Source organism: Asticcacaulis solisilvae, assembly GCF_017875235.1.
Classification (GTDB): Bacteria; Pseudomonadota; Alphaproteobacteria; order Caulobacterales; family Caulobacteraceae; genus Asticcacaulis; species Asticcacaulis solisilvae_A.
The window spans coordinates 37,764-55,572 of sequence record NZ_JAGGMI010000022.1; the positions used below are offsets into that span (position 1 = coordinate 37,764).

The 17,809-nt window shown below is 60.1% G+C and carries 14 protein-coding genes and 1 tRNA gene; 4 read left to right on the forward strand and 11 right to left on the reverse strand.

Annotated features, from left to right (window positions below; all coding sequences use genetic code 11):
• Window position 1: 1 nt before the first annotated feature.
• From J2X24_RS21745 to J2X24_RS21780, 8 genes are all read right to left on the reverse strand, one after another.
• Window positions 2-2,254: an ATP-binding cassette domain-containing protein gene (locus J2X24_RS21745; RefSeq protein WP_209726110.1), complete on the reverse strand. Its 2,253-nt coding sequence runs from the start codon at window positions 2,252-2,254 to the stop codon at window positions 2-4.
• A 374-nt stretch (window positions 2,255-2,628) separates the two neighbouring features.
• Window positions 2,629-4,467, reverse strand: coding sequence for a translational GTPase TypA (typA, locus tag J2X24_RS21750; RefSeq protein ID WP_209726112.1), 1,839 nt, complete (start codon window positions 4,465-4,467; stop codon window positions 2,629-2,631).
• Window positions 4,468-4,621: 154 nt separating this feature from the next.
• Window positions 4,622-5,764 carry a CpaE/TadZ family protein gene (locus J2X24_RS21755; RefSeq protein ID WP_209726114.1) on the reverse strand — a complete coding sequence of 381 codons (1,143 nt, stop codon included), beginning with the start codon at window positions 5,762-5,764 and terminating at the stop codon, window positions 4,622-4,624.
• On the reverse strand, window positions 5,754-6,203 hold the full coding sequence (locus J2X24_RS21760; RefSeq protein WP_209726115.1) for a hypothetical protein: 450 nt from the start codon (window positions 6,201-6,203) through the stop codon (window positions 5,754-5,756). The genes J2X24_RS21755 and J2X24_RS21760 overlap by 11 nt, the downstream gene beginning before the upstream one ends.
• 533 nt (window positions 6,204-6,736) lie before the next feature.
• Complete coding sequence (locus tag J2X24_RS21765) at window positions 6,737-6,976, reverse strand: hypothetical protein (RefSeq protein ID WP_245345028.1); 240 nt, start codon at window positions 6,974-6,976, stop codon at window positions 6,737-6,739.
• Window positions 6,977-7,074: 98 nt separating this feature from the next.
• Window positions 7,075-8,568, reverse strand: a complete 1,494-nt coding sequence (locus J2X24_RS21770) for an SEL1-like repeat protein (RefSeq protein WP_209726117.1) — start codon at window positions 8,566-8,568, stop codon at window positions 7,075-7,077.
• An 84-nt stretch (window positions 8,569-8,652) separates the two neighbouring features.
• Window positions 8,653-11,112, reverse strand: a complete 2,460-nt coding sequence (locus J2X24_RS21775) for a hybrid sensor histidine kinase/response regulator (RefSeq protein WP_209726119.1) — start codon at window positions 11,110-11,112, stop codon at window positions 8,653-8,655.
• Window positions 11,113-11,217: 105 nt separating this feature from the next.
• On the reverse strand, window positions 11,218-12,699 hold the full coding sequence (locus tag J2X24_RS21780) for a glucuronyl esterase domain-containing protein (protein ID WP_209726122.1): 1,482 nt from the start codon (window positions 12,697-12,699) through the stop codon (window positions 11,218-11,220).
• Between the two features lie 150 nt (window positions 12,700-12,849).
• On the opposite strand from J2X24_RS21780, the gene J2X24_RS21785 reads away from it, so the two are divergent.
• On the forward strand, window positions 12,850-13,077 hold the full coding sequence (locus J2X24_RS21785) for a hypothetical protein (RefSeq protein WP_209726124.1): 228 nt from the start codon (window positions 12,850-12,852) through the stop codon (window positions 13,075-13,077).
• 50 nt (window positions 13,078-13,127) lie between these two features.
• Here the strand turns inward: J2X24_RS21785 and dctA are convergent, their stop codons facing one another.
• Window positions 13,128-14,420, reverse strand: coding sequence for a C4-dicarboxylate transporter DctA (dctA, locus tag J2X24_RS21790; protein ID WP_209726126.1), 1,293 nt, complete (start codon window positions 14,418-14,420; stop codon window positions 13,128-13,130).
• Window positions 14,417-15,109, reverse strand: a complete 693-nt coding sequence (locus J2X24_RS21795) for a fumarylacetoacetate hydrolase family protein (RefSeq protein WP_209726128.1) — start codon at window positions 15,107-15,109, stop codon at window positions 14,417-14,419. The genes dctA and J2X24_RS21795 overlap by 4 nt, the downstream gene beginning before the upstream one ends.
• Window positions 15,110-15,378: 269 nt before the next feature.
• On the opposite strand from J2X24_RS21795, the gene J2X24_RS21800 reads away from it, so the two are divergent.
• Both J2X24_RS21800 and J2X24_RS21805 read left to right on the forward strand, forming a co-directional pair.
• Window positions 15,379-15,870 carry a hypothetical protein gene (locus tag J2X24_RS21800; protein WP_245345029.1) on the forward strand — a complete coding sequence of 164 codons (492 nt, stop codon included), beginning with the start codon at window positions 15,379-15,381 and terminating at the stop codon, window positions 15,868-15,870.
• Window positions 15,867-16,688: an NAD(P)H-hydrate dehydratase gene (locus tag J2X24_RS21805; protein WP_209726132.1), complete on the forward strand. Its 822-nt coding sequence runs from the start codon at window positions 15,867-15,869 to the stop codon at window positions 16,686-16,688. Before J2X24_RS21800 ends, J2X24_RS21805 begins: the two co-directional genes overlap by 4 nt.
• A gap of 90 nt (window positions 16,689-16,778) precedes the next feature.
• On the opposite strand, the gene msrA is transcribed toward J2X24_RS21805, so the two are convergent.
• Window positions 16,779-17,435, reverse strand: coding sequence for a peptide-methionine (S)-S-oxide reductase MsrA (gene msrA / locus J2X24_RS21810; RefSeq protein ID WP_209726134.1), 657 nt, complete (start codon window positions 17,433-17,435; stop codon window positions 16,779-16,781).
• A gap of 160 nt (window positions 17,436-17,595) precedes the next feature.
• Between msrA and J2X24_RS21815 the strand changes: the two genes are divergently transcribed.
• Window positions 17,596-17,685, forward strand: a tRNA-Ser gene (locus J2X24_RS21815).
• Window positions 17,686-17,809: the final 124 nt, after the last annotated feature.

Sequence of the window (17,809 nt, forward strand, 5' to 3'; positions counted from 1 at the left end):
ATCACCTCTGCTTGAGATACCGTCCCGTCAGCGACGCCTCGCACGCCATCAACCCCGACGGCACGCCTTCATACTGAACCTCACCGCCGTCATGCCCCGCGCCCGGCCCCAGGTCGATCACCCAGTCGGCACGCGAAATCACATCGAGATTGTGCTCGATCACGATCACTGAAGAGCCCGCGTCGACCAGCCGGTCGAACAGCCCGATCAGCGTGTCGACGTCGTTCATATGCAAACCCGTCGTCGGCTCATCCAGCACGTAGATATTGCCCTCTTTCCCCAATTCGGCCGCGAGCTTCAGCCGCTGGCGCTCCCCGCCCGACAGTGTCGATAACGGCTGGCCGAGCGTCAGGTAACCCAGGCCGACATCATCGAGGCCTTTCAAAATCCGCGCTATCGCCGGTTCAGTAAAGAACACCACGGCGTCCGAAACGCTCATCTCATAGACGTCGCTGATCGATTTGCCGCGCAGGTGATGCATCAGGACGTCGGGCAGGAAACGCTTGCCATGGCAGGTCTCGCAGGTCGCCGCCACCGGGTCGAGGTGCGCCAGGTCGGTATAGGTCACCCCCAGCCCGTTGCAGTCCGGACAGGCGCCCTTGGAGTTAGCCGAAAACAGCGCGGCATCGACGCCATTCGCCTTAGCAAACGCCTTGCGCACCGCGTCAAGGATACCGGTATAGGTGGCGGTGTTCGATCGCCGCGACCCGCGCGCCAGGTTCTGGTCGATAATGATCGTGTCGGGATAGGCCTTGGGCAGGCAGCCCTGGATCAGCGACGACTTGCCCGACCCCGCCACGCCCGACACCACCGTCAGCACGCCCTTGGGGATCGACACCGAGACGTTCTTGAGATTGTTCAGGCTGGCGTTTTCGATCTTCAGCACGCCGTCCGGCTTTCGCACCTTGTCCTTGATCGGCTGGTGCTTTGTCATGTGGTTGCCGGTCAGGGTCCCCGACGTCAGCAGCCCGGCATAGTCGCCTTCATAGACGATCTCGCCCCCCCGGCTGCCGGCGAACGGCCCCATGTCGACGACGTGGTCGGCGATGGCGATCATGTCGGGCTTGTGCTCGACGATCAGCACCGTATTGCCCTTGTCGCGCAACTGCTGCATCAGCCCGGCCAGCCGCCCGACGTCGTGGGGGTGCAGGCCGACCGACGGCTCATCGAAGACGTAGGTCATGTCGGTCAGCGAAGAACCCAGGTGCCGCACCATCTTGACTCTCTGGCTTTCACCGCCCGACAGGCTGGAGCTTTCGCGGTCGAGGCTGAGATAGCCGAGCCCGATCGTCACCAGATTGTCCAGCCGCGCCGACAGGGCCTGAAGCATCGGCCCGACCTGCGGCGCGTCCATGGCGCGGACCCAGTCAGCCAGGTCGCTGACCTGCATGGCCGACAACTCGGCGATATTCTTATCCAAAACATGGCTGGCCAGCACCTCGGCCTTCAGGCGGGCGCCCTGGCACGCCGGGCAGGTGGCGCGGGTAAATATCTTCTCGTATTCGCGCAGGACATGCGGCTGCAGCGTTTCCGGATCCTTGGAACCCAAGCCCTTCTTCAGTTTGGTGACGACGCCCTCATAGGTCAGTCCGATCTTGCCGACCTTGATCTTGCGACCGTCGTCGAGGTGCAGGAGGTTGTGCCGCTCTTCGTCGCTATAGTCCTTGACCGGCTTGTCCATGTCGAACAGGCCGGAATTGTTGTAGATTTCCCAGTACCAGGTATCGCGCGAATAGTCCTTGGGCAGCAGGGCGCCTTCGTTCAGCGACTTTGTCTCATCGACAACCGCCGTCATGTCCATGGCGGCCACCTGGCCGATGCCTTCGCATTCCCCGCACATGCCGCGCGGATCGTTGGAGGAATAATAGCCCGGCGCCGGCAGCCGTGGTTCGGCCAGGCGCGCGAACAGGACGCGCAGCATCTGGGCGGCGTCGGTGACGGTGGCGACGGTCGAGCGCGAATTGCCGCCCAGGCGTTGCTGGTCAACGATGATGGCGGCTGAGATGTTTTCCAGCAGATCGGCGTCGGGCTGGCCGTAATGCGGCATGAACTGCTGGACGAAGGCCGGATAGGTTTCGTTGATCAGCCTCTGGCTTTCGGCGGCGATGGTGCCGAAGACCAGAGACGACTTGCCCGATCCCGACACGCCGGTGAAGACGGTGATGCGTCGCTTCGGGATATCGACCGAGACGTTCTTCAGATTGTTCTCGCGCGCACCGCGGATGAGGATTGAACCGTAGTCGGGCTGGGTCATGAAGGCTCCTTCGCGTGTCTGCCGGACCATCATGCACGGGCGCACCCAGCTTTGTCAGCAGTGTAGATGCGCGTATCCGACACAATCAGACGTCGACTCGCTTTTTAGTCCCCTCTCCCCGTTTACGGGGAGAGGGTTAGGGTGAGGGGCTTATTTCCATCTGCATTGGAATGCGCGTGTCGAACAGGAAACTTCATAACCTGTAACTGCCGGCTGCTTTTAGAACTTCGCAAGTTGCCCCTCACCCCAGCCCTCTCCCCGCAAGCGGGGAGAGGGGGCTCCCGCGCAAACAAAAACGGCCCCGCATGAAAGCAGGGCCGCTCAATCTTCAAAAGGGAGCACATGGGGGAAAAGCATTTTCCCCCATGATCGGACTACGCCTCTTCCTTGACGCGCTTCTTGCGGAACGAAGGATTGAGTTCCTTCTTGCGCAGGCGGATCGACTTCGGCGTGACTTCGACCAGTTCATCGTCTTCGATGTAGGCAATGGCCTGTTCCAGCGTCGGACGGCGCGGCGGCGTCAGCCGGACCGCTTCGTCCTTGCCCGAAGCGCGAACGTTGGTCAGCTGCTTGGCCTTCATCGGGTTGACGTCCAGGTCGTCCGAACGCGAGTTCTCGCCGATGATCATGCCCATATAGGTCTTTTCGCCGGCGCCGACGAACATGGTGCCGCGCTCTTCCAGGTTCCACAGCGCGTAAGCCGCCGTTTCACCGTCCGAGTTCGAGATCAGCACGCCCTTGCGGTTCTGGTCAATCAGGCCCTTATAGCCTTCGTAGTGCGAGAAGACGCGGTTCAGCACGCCCGAACCGCGCGTGTCGGTCAGGAATTCGCCCTGGTAACCGATCAGCGAACGCGACGGGCTCTTCAGCGTGATGCGGGTCTTGCCCGCACCCGACGGCGCCATGTCCTTCAGTTCAGCCTTGCGCGCCGACAGCTTCTCAATCACCACGCCGGTATATTCGTCATCGACGTCGATGACGACGTCTTCGATCGGCTCGAGGCGCTCACCGGTTTCCGGATCCTGCTTGAAGACGACGCGCGGACGCGAAATGGCGACTTCGAAGCCTTCACGGCGCATGTTTTCGATCAGAACGCCCAGTTGCAGTTCGCCGCGGCCGGCGACTTCGTAGGCGTCCTTTTCTTCCGTTTCCGTGACGCGGATGGCGACGTTCGATTCGGCTTCCTTGAGCAGACGCGCGGCGATGACACGCGACTGGACCTTGTCGCCTTCGCGGCCGGCCAGGGGTGAGTCATTGACCGACACGGTCATGGAGATGGTCGGCGGATCGATCGGTTGCGCCGGCAGGGCGTCGGTGAGCGACATGTCGCACAGGGTGTCGGCGACGGTCGCCTTTGACAGGCCCGCGATGGCGACGATGTCACCGGCTTCCGAACCTTCGTCCAGCGGCTGGCGCTTCAAGCCACGGAAGGCCAGGACCTTAGTGATGCGGCCGCGTTCGATTTCGTTGCCGTTGCGGTCCAGCGCCTTGATGGCCAGGCCCGGGACGGCCTTGCCCGACTGGATGCGGCCGGTCAGGATGCGGCCCAGGAACGGGTCGGATTCGATCAGGACGCTCAGCATCTGGAAGGGCTGGTCGATATTCTTCTGCACGGCCGGGGCCGGCACGTGGTCGACGATCAGGTCGAACAGCGGCGCCAGGGTTTCCGACGGCGTGTTCAGGTCCATGGTCGCCCAGCCGTTCTTGCCCGACGCATAGATGTGCGGGAAGTCCAGTTGCTCGTCCGACGCGCCCATGGCGGCGAACAGGTCGAAGGCTTCGTTGTGGACGCGGTCCGGATCAGCGTGCGGGCGGTCGACCTTGTTGATGCACAGGATCGGACGCAGGCCCAGCTTGAGCGCCTTGCCCAGCACGAACTTGGTTTGCGGCATGACGCCTTCTTCGGCGTCGATCAGGATGACGCAGCCGTCCACCATGCCCAGGATACGTTCGACTTCGCCGCCGAAGTCGGCGTGACCCGGGGTGTCGATGATGTTGATGCGGGTTTCGCCGGCCTTGCCGTTCCACAGAACGCTGGTGCACTTGGCGAGGATGGTGATGCCGCGCTCGCGTTCCTGGTCGTTCGAGTCCATGGCGCGCTCGACCGTCGCTTCGTTCGCGCGGAAGACGCCCGACTGGGCCAGGAGGGCGTCAACCAGGGTCGTCTTACCGTGGTCAACGTGAGCGATAATGGCAATATTACGCAGGTTCATGAAAGCCTTTGCATACGACAAAAGCGCCTCATATCGTTGGGTGCGAGGCGCCTGATAACGGGATGTTTGTTCTGATTTGCGGCGCATATAGCTGAAAACGCGCCAAAAGGCCAGAGCACCCGCGCAACTATTTTCGCGGGTGCGAAGTGGGAGTCTATGTACGAAGTAATCGTCTCATCAAGACCGCTGGGGACTCTGCATAAACTCTGAATACATAGCCTATAGAATTCCTCAATTTATCTGATGCAGCTACGATAACACCTACAAGTGAAGCGGATAAAAGTTCTATATAATGACTAGATAACCATTCTCTTCCGCCATTAAAATATGCAATTGACATACCTAATAGAGCATAAAATGCTATAGCGGATATTACAAGACCACCGCCACTCGCATACGGGTCTCTCGTCGCAAAAGAATTAAACTCTTCACGTGACAAAGTTTTTATACTTGAGTACTTATCCATCGCCCGATCAGCCTTCCAAAGTGCCTTGAAAACATGACGGCAGAAAATCGACGAGATTTGGGGGATTTCACCTTTAATAAAATTTCGCGTCGTCTGTATATCAAAAGGTATAGATCCAAGATTTTCGCATTTGAAAAATGTTAACCCCGCCTGAGACATTGCTGACGGATCATCAATAACTTTGTTCAAAATAAAACCGGACAATTTCTTGCCATACCCGTTCTTGTGCAAAACCTCTGACAAATGTCTAGACGCTTGAATAGATGCTGCATCAGTTTCAACAACAAGTATAATTTTACCTACAACATCACAGACGGATAGCGACTCATAATCTATACCTCCACGGCAGTCGAATATAACGCAATCATACTTATGGCGGCACTCTTCTAATATTTCTCGTAATTTATATATAGCAACGTTACTCACACCGTCTTCAATTTGCCTGTGCTCGCCCACAGGCATTAAATCGATCAATGAAAGCATCTTTGCTTCGCTTTGGGCCTCAAAGCTAGCCTTCGCAGTGTACTCTTTGAGCATTAAAGGAGAAATTTCATGCTGATCCCGCTGAATCATCACCTCAGTCAATCCTTCGCGTGCGCGCTCAAAAGCACTAAACCCTAGATAGTAAGTCAGCCCCCCGGTGCCAAAATCAGCATCTATCAATAAAACTCTCTTTCCGGCGTTTGCGTAGCCAAGAGCAATAGCAGTAGCGATAAGCGTCTTACCGCTTCCCCCCTTCCCGCTGACTAACGCGATCACACTGGATAGCGAGCGCCCGTCGACCGCGCCGCCCTCGTGATAAGGCTCATAATTGAAATATTCACTTGTCATTTTTCAATTTCTCAATCATTTCCTGACGCTCAGTTCCACTTATTACGCGCGGAGGAACAAGTAATTTTGAAATCAGATAGGCAAATATTGATATAGTTAGACACGCGGCGCTCGATATCACGCAAAGTGAATTCCACTGCCCGACGTCAATTCCAGAATGAATTTTAAAATATTCATAAGCTGCCCCACCGCCAAATATTACAGAGGCCGCTAGACACAGTATAAAAATAGAAAATCCCAAAGCGACTTCATCTCCTGTCGCCTTCATTTTAAGGATAACGATATTTATCGCAATTTTATCATCACCTATAAATCCAACAGGAAAAGCTTTTGCTGCAAATTTACCAGAAATGATCACACTAATAGTAAGCAATACTATCCAAGAAAATATAAAATAAAGAATCTCCATAGCACCGGAAATTAATTCTTTCGCCTTCATACTCTCCACAACGTGCCCCGTTATTTGATTAACTCGTCAAACTCAAAATGTAAAAATCAGAAATAGAATCATATGGGATAATTTTAACGGGCTTTTTATTGGTTCGCAATCCTAACGTTATATTTTGTATAGGGTGGAACCTACTAATGCATCTTGCGTATTTAACGGCGAGATACAATGCACCAGAGGCTTGATACTGTAGACACCCAAATGCACGCTAAAGCGTAGTGGATACAGCGTCAGAAAAACAATACTATCACAGCGGCGATTGCAGCAAGGTGGGAAAGAAGGCCCATCATTCGCTTCGCAAATGGCCCTTCCCCAAATCTATTAGATTTGGAGAGGCAGAAGGCGAGAATTCCGCGCCTTCCGGGTCACTGAGCGGCAGCGAAGCTTTTAGTGTTTTCCGTGGTTATAGCGGTAGGCGGCCCCTCACCCGATCGTCAGCGCTTATGCTCCGCTCTCGTCCATGGCTGGCGAAAGCTATACTTTCGCTGGCGCCAAACCCGTAAGCGGGGAGAGGTCGATTTGGCTTAAATCCCGATCGAAATGTCGCGGTTATAGTCCTGGCGCAGGCCAAGTTCGCGCGCTTCCTGCAGGCTCAGGATCTTGAGAATGCGCGGCGCATCCGGCGAGGTGCGCATCGCCCGGCCGTCGATGTCGTACTGCCATTCGCCGACATTAAAGATCGCCGCATTCTTGCGATCCTTGTGCACCTGAAAGGGTTGGTCCTGGCCGTCGACCTGGACCCAGGCCGTCTCATACAAACGCATACTGATAGTCTCTCTTCTTAGGGAAAGACTCTTTAGGGGCGAATGGGCGGATACGTCAAAGCACGTTTTTGTCAGTCCACCTTTTTCGCGGGATCATATTACCCGGCGGCCTTCAGTTCCTTCAGTACGCTGTTGGCGCGCGCCTTCTCCTCGTCCGTCAGCTTGGGCTCAAGCGCACTGGCCGCCTTGCCGGCCTTTTCCAACCCCATCTCCTCGGCCAGGCGGAACCAGATCAGCGCCACGGCGCGGTCAGCATCGCCACCCTCGCCTTTTGACAGCATAACGCCGAGGTTGAACATGCCGTCCGGATTGCCCTGTTCGGCGGCGGACGCGAACCATTTGCGCGCGATGGCATGGTCCTGGCCAACAATCTCACCCGTATAGAAGAAGGTGCCGATGGCGACCTGGGCGTCGGCCTGGCCGGCCAGAGCGGCTTCCTTATAGTAGACGATGGCTTTTTGCGGATCGGCGGCGACGACTTCGCCCAAGTCATAGAGCCGGCCCATCTCATAAAGTGCGTCGGGATGGCCGCGTTTGGCGGCGTGCGACCACCACTCGGCCGCCAGCTTTGGATCGGCGGGCACGCCGTCGGCGCCGTCATAAAGGATGACGCCCATGCTGTATTGCGACGGCGCGTAGCCGGCCTCACCGGCGCGGGTATAGTACTTGACCGCGGCCTTCATATCGACCTCGCCGCCGATGCCGCCTTCGAACATGCGCCCGGCGATGTGGGCCGCCGGGACAAAGCCGAAGGTGTCGGCCTTGATGTACCATTTGCGCGCCGTCCTGGCGTCCTTGTCGATCCCCCAGCCGGTCAGGTAGATGCGTCCCAATAGCATGGCGGCGTCCGATCGCGGCGCCATAAAGGCCGGATCATCCTCCTCCCACTTCTGGACGTCCTTTTCCGGATTGAAGGGCGCTTCGGCCACCTTGGTCAGCCACATGACGGCCTGCTTGCTGTCGGGCTTGGTGCCCAGGCCCAGCAGGTACATCTTGCCTTCCATCAGGGCGGCGACGTCATAGCCCATCTTGACGTAGGACTTCTGGAAGAGGACCAGCGCCTCTTCGTACTTCTTGTCGTCGAAGGCGGCGTAGGCCTCGCGCAGCGACTTGTCCTTGCGCGCGATCATGGCGCGGCCGGCGGCGAAATAGCGATCGGACGGATTGCACGGTGGCGCCCGGTCGTTCGGCCCCAGCTCGCCGTTCATGCCGGGCAGGTCCGAGCGCTGGCCCGAGCGGGCATTGCCGCCCGGCGAATTGGCGCTGAAATTCTTGTCGTCCTCCTCGCGGCGGACGTTGAAGTCATCGAGGTAGCCCTGGACGATCGGATCGTAATTGGGATCGTATTCTTCCATGAAGGCGCACGACGAGGCCTGGTTCGGGTCGATGCGGACGTGGTCGGGATTGGGGCTGTTCCGCTTGCGGCCGAATATCGTCAAGGTCTGGTCGGTCGTGGCCGTCTTGCCTGTATCCGTCTTCGGGGCCTCGGATTTGGGCGCATCGGTGGTCGCCTGGCTCCACGCCGGCGCCGCGACCGTCAGTGCCAGCCCCATGCACAGGGCCGTGCGGATACGCCGTCCGAGTACAACCATAGTCCCCTCCCTTGGTATGTGTACGACCAAGGATAAGTCAGGGGGTGCTCAGCGTCAATCGCGATCGATCATGATTGCGCAGAGTTAATCTGCCTTATCAAGGATTTCGCGCACCTTGGCGGCCAACGCATCAACGGTGAAGGGCTTGCCGATCAGCTCGACGCCCGGATCGACGACGCCGTTATGAACCACGGCGTTGCGCGTATAGCCCGAAGTGTAAAGCACCTTCAGATCCGGGCGCAGGCCTTGCGCATCGTCGGCCAGCTTGCGGCCATTGCCGTCGGGCATGACGATGTCGGTAAACAGAAGCGCGATGTCCGGATGCTGCTCGATCATGCGGATGGCGCCGGCATAGCCGTCGGCTTCAAGCACGCGATAACCGAGCTCGGTCAGGGCATCGATGCTGAACTGGCGCACGGCGGCCTCGTCGTCGACGACCAGAACGATTTCCTGCGCTTCGCCGGTCGGCAGGCCGTAGTCGGCCCCTTCGTTCTCTGCCTTCGCGGCGGCGACGACGCGCGGCAGGTAGATCTTGACCGTGGTGCCTTCGCCGGGTTCGGAATAGATCTTCACGTGGCCGCCCGACTGCTTGACGAAGCCATAGACCTGGCTGAGCCCCAGTCCTGTGCCCTTGCCGGTCTCCTTGGTGGTGAAGAAGGGATCGAAGGCCTTGGCGATGACCTCGGGCGTCATGCCCGTGCCGGTGTCCGTGACGGCGATCAGCACGTACTGGCCTTCGGGCAGGCCGGGCTGGGCCGCGACATAGCGGTAGTCGAGGTGGGCGTTCTGGGTTTCGATCGTCAGCCGGCCGCCCTTGGGCATGGCGTCGCGGGCATTGACGCCCAGATTGAGGATGACGTTTTCGAGCTGGTTCGGGTCGGCATTGACGCTCCATAAGCCTCCGGCCAGCACGGTCTCCAGCCTTATGCCCGCGCCGATCGAGTGCCTGAGCAGGTCGGACATGCCCGAGACCAGGCGGTTGACATTTATGGCTTCGGGCCGGAGCGGCTGCTGGCGCGAAAAGGCGAGCAGGCGCTGGGTCAGGGCGGCGGCGCGCTTGGCGCCGTCCATGGCGGCGTCGAGATAGCGTTTGGCGCGCGGGTCCTCGACGCCGACGCGGCGGGTCAACAGGTCCAGCGAGCCCATGATGACGGCCAGCATATTGTTGAAATCGTGCGCGACGCCGCCGGTCAACTGGCCGACAGCCTCCATCTTGTGCGCCTGACGCAAGGCGTCCTCGGCGGCGGCCAGGGCGATGGTCTGGTCCTTTTCGGCGGTGATGTCGCGGCCGTAGGCGTAGATGCGGTCGCCTTCGGTCGTGGTGCGCCACGACAGCCAGCGCGGCGTGCCGTCGGCATGGGTGTAGCGGTTCTCGAATCCGTTCAGGTCGCCGCGCGTCAGGGCGCGGTCGAGATTGTCCTGGGTGCGGCCGAGGTCCTCGTGCCAGATGAATTCGCTGAAATGCCGGCCTGTCGCATCGGCCGGATCGCGCCCCAGTATCGTCTCCCAGGCCGGGCTGATGGCGTGGAGTATGCCGTCCAGCCCCACCACCACCTGGACGTCGCGCGCCTTGCGCCAGACGCGGTCAAGCTGGGCCGTGCGCTCGGCGACCTGCACCTCAAGTGTTTCGTTCAGTTCGCGCAGGCGTTCCTCACGGTCGAGGACGGCCCGTTCGGCGAAATGCCGTTCGGTAACATCCGAGCCTTCGACGAAGACGCCGGTGACCTCGCCCGACGCATCGCGGATGGGTTGATAGACGAAATCAAGAAAGCGTTCCTCTATGGCCCCGTCGTCCTGAAGCAGGTCAACCTTGGCGGCATAGGCCGTATAGGGCTCTCCCGTGGAATATACGCTGTCGAGCAGGCCAACGAAGCCTTGCTCGACAACCTCGGGGAGCCCCTCGGCCAGGGTCTTGCCAACGACGTCGCGGCCATTGATCAGCTTGGCATATTGCGGATTGATGTATTCGAAAACGTGTTCCGGGCCGCGCAAGACGGTCATGAAGCTGGGCGCCTGTTCGAATAGTTGCAGCAGGCGTTCGCGCTCGGCCTTCAGTTCGCGGGCGGTATGGACCTTGCCGGTCGTTTCGACGACCGTGTCCATGATGCCATTGATCCGGCCGTTCTCGTCGCGGACGGGACTATAGCAGAAGGTGAAATAGGCGTCCTCGGGCGCGCCATAGCGGGCGACCGGAATGTGATGGTCCTCGATAAATACCGCTTCGCCGCCCATCGCCTTATCGATGATCGGCTTCATGTCGTCCCAGACCTCGGCCCAGGTGACGCGGTAAGGCTCCCCCAGCGAATGGATCTTGGTCTCGCCCAGCAGCGGATAGTAGGCGTCATTGAAGATGGCGATGAGGTCCGGCCCCCAGAACAGGCACTTGGGGAATTTCGACGCCATCATCAGGTCGACGACGATCTTCAGCGCCGGAGACCAACCCGTGATCGGCCCCAGCGGCGTCGACGCCCAGTCGAAATTCCGCACCTTTTCGGCCATGGGTCCGCGATCCGCGGGAAAAGGCAGGCCGGTCAAGTCGGTCATTCACTCCCTTTCGCAGCCCCCGCCACGAGATTCGACGGAACCTAACACGAGGCGGCAGGCGATTGACAGGGAAATAAACCATTTGGGGAAGGCAGGCGTTTACCGCTATTTGAGCAGTGAGGCACGGCCGACCTTGCCGTCCGCCCACTTCAGGAAATGGCGCATATTGGGCGCATCCGTATGCCCACCCGTATGCTGGCGCCAGGCCAGTTCGCCGTCGAGCAGATCGGTTTCGGGCGGCGGCAGCCGGGCGATCTTGTAATCGTTGCCGACGCCCAGATCTTTCGCACCCAGCAGTTTCCACACCGATCCCGCCGCGACGGTCGCCATGAAGCTGCCCTGCTGGTCCAGCCACAGGGCGTCGCCCATTTCCGGCACGCCATACGAAATGAAGGTCAGGCGCGGTGCGGCCAGAGCGATCAGGCTGTGCGAATCGATCGGTAGATCGGCCGCGGTCTTTGGGCCGGCATATTTCAGGAAGTTGCCCGCCATCCAGTGATAACCGCCCGATCCGGCCAGGTTTTCCACCTGTTCGCCGAAGTTGCGGCGATAGGGGCTGACGCCGCCCTCGCCCGCCGAACCGATGAGGCCGAGCGCAAAGCGCTCATCGAACGCCATGGTGACCAGCGCCGCCTTGCCATAGCGCGACACGCCCTCGATGCCGACGTGCTTTGCGTCCACCTCCGGCCGTGTTTCGAGATAGTCGAGGACGCGGCTGGCGCCCCAGCCCCAGGCGCGCAACGCGCCCCAGTCGTCGGGCTTGCGCGGCTGACCTTTATTCGTCAGCCCGATAATGCCGCGCGTCAAACCCGCGCCGTTGTCGGCCTGGTAGCTGGTCGGACTGAGCAGCACGATGCCCCAGCCGTCGGCGACCAGTTGCTGGATGCGCTCTTCCGGCCCTGAGCCCGGCGGCGGTGGGAAAGGCGCCGCGGCCGCCAGGTCATAGGCGGGATATCTGGCAAAGACGCCAGCCAGGCTGGGGTCGCGTGCGACAAGCTCGGCCTTTAGCGCGGCATTGATGCGCGCCATGTCGTCGGGCGCCGGCTGCTGCGGCGCCGGAAACTTCGCCCCGCCCCAGGTGAACATGACCAGGACGGGCACGGGTGTCTTCGCGGCATCGGCCGGCAGGATCAGCATTGCGTCGATGGCGACATCAAGTTCCGGAAAAGCGGAATTGTCGGCAACACCTTTAAGCTTCGTCGCGATCACCGGCTTGAAGTTGATATATTCCATCTCGCTGGCGACTACCGACCACGCCACCTTGGGGACACTGACGGGGATACGGCCGACGATCTCGCGCTCGAAATCGGCGGCGATTTCCGGACGGCGCAGTTTGTGCCATTGATCGGCCGTGGTGACGGGCTTGCCATTTTTCAGCGTCAGAAGCTCGGGCCAGTCTGGAGTGGGATTGGCCTTGCTCTCATCGGTATTGGCGGCATTGGGCGCGGACGGATCGCCGCTCGGGCCGGGGCGGATCGACGTGATACCCAACTGGTCGAGCATCTGGCGATGGTCCTGCTCGGTCGTTATCTGCGCGAAGGCCGGGGTAGCGAGTAATGTCAATATCAGTGCGAGCGCGGTTTTCATCTCTGTCTCCCAAATTTTTGGTCAGACCTTACCACGTCGTGGTCAGACGAAAAGCGCTTACCGACATTTTATCATCAGGGCGTGGCAAACACGAAGCATTCCGACGCAACGACGGCATATGAAGGGAAAACCTTCTCACGGAGCCTTCCGATGCGCAGTCCTGCCGCCAAAATTCTTCCCGTCGCCGCCGCCCTGCTGGCCATCGCGGTCGCCGCTTGCAACCCGGAAGGCGAGCGCCTGACCAATACCGGAAGCGAAATGGCCGATGAGTTCTCGGCGCAGAACGTCTCGACGACGCCAAAGAGCTACGAGCCCGCCCTGCCGCCGGTCGATGTGCCCGAAATGACCAGCGTGTCGGCGTCGACAGTCGCGCCGTAATTTCACGCGCGCTTTCTCCCGAAAACCGCTTCACACTTTTAGGAAGGTGCTCAAGCCTCCGGCAAAACCGGTTCCGTCCGCGCCGATAAGCCACGCTTGAGGGCTTCCTTGTCCAACTCGCCTTCCCAGCGTGATACGACGACGCACGCCACGCTGTTGCCGATAAAGTTGGTCAGCGCCCGGCATTCGCTCATGAACTTGTCGATGCCGAGTACGATCGCCATACCCGGTATCAGCGCCGGATTGATAACGGCCAAGGTCGCGCCCAGCGTAATGAATCCTGCCCCCGTGACGCCACTGGCCCCCTTTGAGGTCAGCATGGCGACAACCAGTAGCGTCACCTGATCCATGATTGTCAGGTCGACATTCATGGCCTGGGCGATAAACAGCGTCGCCAGGGTCATGTAGATATTGGTGCCGTCGAGATTGAAGCTGTAGCCCGTGGGGATGACGAGACCGACGACGGGTTTCGAGCAACCCAGCCGCTCCATCTTTTCCATGACGCTGGGAAGCGCGCTTTCGGACGAGGAGGTGCCAAGGATCACCAGCAGTTCGTCGCGGACATAGCGGATCAGGCGGAATATCGAGAAGCCGAATGCCCAGCATACCGCCCCCAGCACCACGACGATAAAAATCGCCGCGGTCAGGTAGAAGACGCCGATCAGCGCCACCAGGTTGCCGATGACCGCCGCGCCGTACTTGCCGAGTGTGAAGGCCATGGCGGCGCCGGCGCCCAAAGGCGCTGCCTTCATCACCATATTGACGATGTCGAAGATGACGTGGGTGGCTTCGTCGATTAGCGTGCGTACGTGGGTGACACGGTCACCCAACCGCATCAGGGCAAAGCCGGTCAGGATGGCCAGCAGCAGAACCTGGAGGATATTTCCTTCCGCAAAACCGGAAAAGAAGCTCTTGGGTATGAGATGCAGCAGATAATCGGACAGGCTTTCATGCGTTTCCGGCGCGACGTATCTGGCGATCGCAGCCTGGTCGCCCGTGGCGTTGAGGCCCGCGCCCGGATGCGCCAGATTGCCGACGACCAGGCCGATGACCAGGGCCAGGGTCGACATGATCTCGAAATAGATGATGGCCTTGATGCCCACGCGGCCAACCTGGCCGGCGGCCTTCATATGGCCGATACCCGACACCACGGTGCAGAAGATCAGCACGGCGATCATCATCTTCAGCGCATTGACAAAGCCGTCGCCGATAGCCTTCATCCACGGCTGCGCCGCGACGTTGGGCCAGATCAGGCCGATGGCCGCACCGATGACGATGCCTGCCAGGACCTGGACGTAGAGCAGCGACCAGACGGGCTTTTGGGTTTGCGGTTTTTCGGTCACTTGGGGGCGCCGATGGTGATGGTGAGATCATCGAGCCCGTCGATATGAACGCGCAGCGTGTCGCCGGGGGTGACAGGACCGACGCCTTCGGGCGTGCCGGTATAGATCAGGTCGCCGGGCCGCAATTCATAAAAACGCGAAATATAGGCGATGACGTCGGCGACCGGCCAGATCATCTCGCCAAGGTCGCCGGTCTGTTTGGCTTCGCCGTTGCGGGTCAGGGTAATGGCGCCCGTATCCATGGCTGGGCACTGCGCTGCGGGACGGATCAGGCCAATGGGCGCGGACTGTTCGACATTCTTGCCGATGTCCCACGGCCGCCCCTTGCCCTTGGCGTCGTTCTGTAGGTCGCGGCGGGTCATGTCGAGCCCGCAGGCATAGCCGAAGATATGATCGTGGGCTCTTTCGGGCGCAATGTTACGGCCGGCCTTGCCGATGGCGACAACCAGTTCGGCCTCATAATGGTAGCTGGACGTTTCCGGCGGATAGGAAATTTCTGTACCCGAAGGGACGACCACTTCCGCCCATTTGGTAAAGAAAAAGGGCGGTTCGCGGTCGGGATCCGATCCCATTTCGCGGGCGTGGGCGGCGTAGTTGCGGCCAATGCAGAACACCCGGCGGACCGGAAAGCCTTCACCCGTAGTGACAGGCACGATTGTCGGGGCCAGGGGCGCGAAGGCCAGATTCATGGGTGTTTCCTCTCGAATTGCCGCGCACTCTATTCGCGCCTAAGCTCGGCGGCAATGATTCCGTGGAACGACAGCTGGCCCCGCCCACCGCTGCAAGCAGCGGTCCCCCCTCCTCATAAATGGGGAGGGCGAAGTACTGTCAGCTTTCAGTTTGTCACCAACCGCCGCGGATCGGCATGCAATAATAAATCAGACCCTATATTTTCGCCCTCCCCATTTATGGGGAGGGGGGACCATTTGCGGAGCAAATGGTGGGCGGGGCTTCTGCCTTGACGCCCTATTCCCGCCCCCTCACCGCTGCCGAGCGCGCGGCATTGCCTCCGGGGCTGCTGGCGGAAACGCCTGATGACGTCGTGCTAAAGGGCAAGCCGCATCCTCTGTCGCACGTGTCGCGCTGGCTGAGGGGCTATGCCGTTATCCTGGTCCGCGGCCGCACGATTTTCTGGCCGAACCTCCCGCGCGACATGAGCCGTAACGCGGTCATGCTGGCCGTCCTGGCCCACGAACTGGTCCATGTCTGGCAATACCGTACCGGCATGACGCTGCTCAGCTACTTCATCCGCGACGTCATCATTCACCGCGGCCGCTATGCCTACGACCTGATCCCCGGCAAGCCTTATCGCGATTACGGCTACGAACAGCAGGCGGCGATGATGGAGGACTGGGTACGCCTGCACCATGGGTTGCCGTTACGTTATGGCAAAGATATTGCACTGGACGACCTCACTCGCCTGCTGCCCTTTGTCGGAGAACCATCATGACCACGGACAACAGCCCTGACCTATGGCGCGACGCCCTGCCCCGCCCGAGGCCCGACGGCAGCAAGTACGATCGCGGCCACGCTCTGATTGTCGGCGGTCCGATCCAGTCGACGGGTGCGGCGCGGCTGGCGGCGCGGGCGTGTTTACGCATTGGCGCGGGCCTGGTGTCGGTGGTGTGCGACGAGACGGCCCTGCCTGTCTATGCCACGGCCCTCGAAGCCATCATGACCAAGGTCGCCAGGGACGCGGCGGCGTTTTCACACCTCCTTGAAGACAAGCGCATCACCGCCGTCCTTATTGGTCCCGGCGCGGGCCTTTCCCCCCGGACCTGCGACTTCGCCATGGCCGCGCTTGCCTCAGGCCCTTGTGTGCTCGATGCCGATGCCCTGACCGTGTTCAAGAAGGTTCCGGCGGCGCTGTTTCGCGCGACGTCCGCCACCACGCTGCTCACCCCGCACGAAGGCGAGTTCACCCGCCTGTTCGGCCCGGTCAGCGACCGTGTCTCAGACACTCAGAAAGCCGCGCGGGCTTCCGGCGCCGTTGTGCTGTTAAAGGGAAAAGACACCGTCATCGCCGCGCCGGATGGCCGCACCGTCATCAACCGCGACGCGCCGCCGCAACTGGCGACCGCCGGCACGGGCGATGTGCTGGCTGGCATGGCGACGGGACTGATGGCCCAGGGCATGGCGACATTCGATGCCGCCTGCGCGGCGGCCTGGCTGCACGCCGAAGCCGCCCGCCGTTTCGGCATAGGCCTGATCGCCGAGGACCTGGAAACCCAGCTCCCCGGCATATTATCAGCTTTTAGATCGGAATGATTTTAGATGGAAGCAATCATCCCGATCTAAGTTTTTGCTTTGTCGCGATATTTATGGTGAAAACCGCTTCACACTTTTCGCCATATCGCTCTAGATAACGCAGGTCGCGCCGGTGCCCTTCAGGCCGCAATAGCCGCCCGGGTTCTTGTCGAGGTAACCCTGGTGGTAGTCCTCGGCGAAGTAGAACGGCGTCGGCGCATCCGCCTCGGTCGTATCCGAAGGCTGGTAGACTTCGGTGGTGATGGCGTCCTTGCCGAGCGCCTTCATCTGGGTGGCGAAGGCGTCACGGCTGGTCATGGCCAGGGTATATTGTTCCGACGTCGACGGGATGATGGCCGAGCGATACTGGGTGCCGACGTCATTGCCCTGGCGGTGCCCTTGCGTCGGATCATGGTTCTCCCAGAAGATCTTCAGCAGTTGCTGAAAGCTGATCACCTTGGGATCATAGACGACCAGCACGCCTTCGGTGTGCCCCGTCTGGCCGGAGCAGACCTCCTTATAGGTCGGGTTGGGCGTGAAGCCGCCGATATAGCCTGCCGCGGTGGTGAAGACGCCCGGCTGTTTCCAGAACAGGCGCTCGACGCCCCAGAAGCAGCCCATGGCGAAGACGACGCTTTCCGAGCCTTCCGGATACGGACCTTTAAGCGGGGTGCCGAGGACCACGTGCGTCTCTTCGGTGGGGATGGGATCGGGCCGACCCGGCAAGGCCTGGCTCTGGGAAATCATCTGGGTTTTGAGACCGAACATATGCAAAGGAACCTTTCGTTACACTGCTTATACGCGCCAGCCTCCGATATGGTTACAAAAAAAGCCAATGAAAGAGTGCTTTCCAGCTTGCGAAGTCGCGCGGCGTGGTTATAAAGGCCGCCTTCCGCGTGACGGCCCTTATGCCTGTCACGATCTGGATGGACAGGTGGCCGAGTGGTTGAAGGCGCACGCCTGGAACGCGTGTATAGGGGCAACTCTATCGAGGGTTCGAATCCCTCTCTGTCCGCCATTCATGAAAAAAGGCTCCCTCGGGAGCCTTCAGACTGCTGACAAACCCCGTCTTTTTGGCGGGGTTTGTTTTTTGTCCGTTACTTGGGTTTGGGTATTTTTGGATGCCGGGGTTATGCGGCCGT

What these genes read in the sequence shown, in the direction of transcription:
- J2X24_RS21745 (WP_209726110.1), bottom strand. Translation starts at nt 2,254, where the DNA reads ATGACCCAGCCCGACTACGGTTCAATCCTCATCCGCGGTGCGCGCGAG.
- typA (WP_209726112.1), bottom strand. Translation starts at nt 4,467, where the DNA reads ATGAACCTGCGTAATATTGCCATTATCGCTCACGTTGACCACGGTAAG.
- J2X24_RS21755 (WP_209726114.1), bottom strand. Translation starts at nt 5,764, where the DNA reads ATGACAAGTGAATATTTCAATTATGAGCCTTATCACGAGGGCGGCGCG.
- J2X24_RS21760 (WP_209726115.1), bottom strand. Translation starts at nt 6,203, where the DNA reads ATGAAGGCGAAAGAATTAATTTCCGGTGCTATGGAGATTCTTTATTTT.
- J2X24_RS21765 (WP_245345028.1), bottom strand. Translation starts at nt 6,976, where the DNA reads ATGCGTTTGTATGAGACGGCCTGGGTCCAGGTCGACGGCCAGGACCAA.
- J2X24_RS21770 (WP_209726117.1), bottom strand. Translation starts at nt 8,568, where the DNA reads ATGGTTGTACTCGGACGGCGTATCCGCACGGCCCTGTGCATGGGGCTG.
- J2X24_RS21775 (WP_209726119.1), bottom strand. Translation starts at nt 11,112, where the DNA reads ATGACCGACTTGACCGGCCTGCCTTTTCCCGCGGATCGCGGACCCATG.
- J2X24_RS21780 (WP_209726122.1), bottom strand. Translation starts at nt 12,699, where the DNA reads ATGAAAACCGCGCTCGCACTGATATTGACATTACTCGCTACCCCGGCC.
- J2X24_RS21785 (WP_209726124.1), top strand. Translation starts at nt 12,850, where the DNA reads ATGCGCAGTCCTGCCGCCAAAATTCTTCCCGTCGCCGCCGCCCTGCTG.
- J2X24_RS21795 (WP_209726128.1), bottom strand. Translation starts at nt 15,109, where the DNA reads ATGAATCTGGCCTTCGCGCCCCTGGCCCCGACAATCGTGCCTGTCACT.
- J2X24_RS21805 (WP_209726132.1), top strand. Translation starts at nt 15,867, where the DNA reads ATGACCACGGACAACAGCCCTGACCTATGGCGCGACGCCCTGCCCCGC.
- msrA (WP_209726134.1), bottom strand. Translation starts at nt 17,435, where the DNA reads ATGTTCGGTCTCAAAACCCAGATGATTTCCCAGAGCCAGGCCTTGCCG.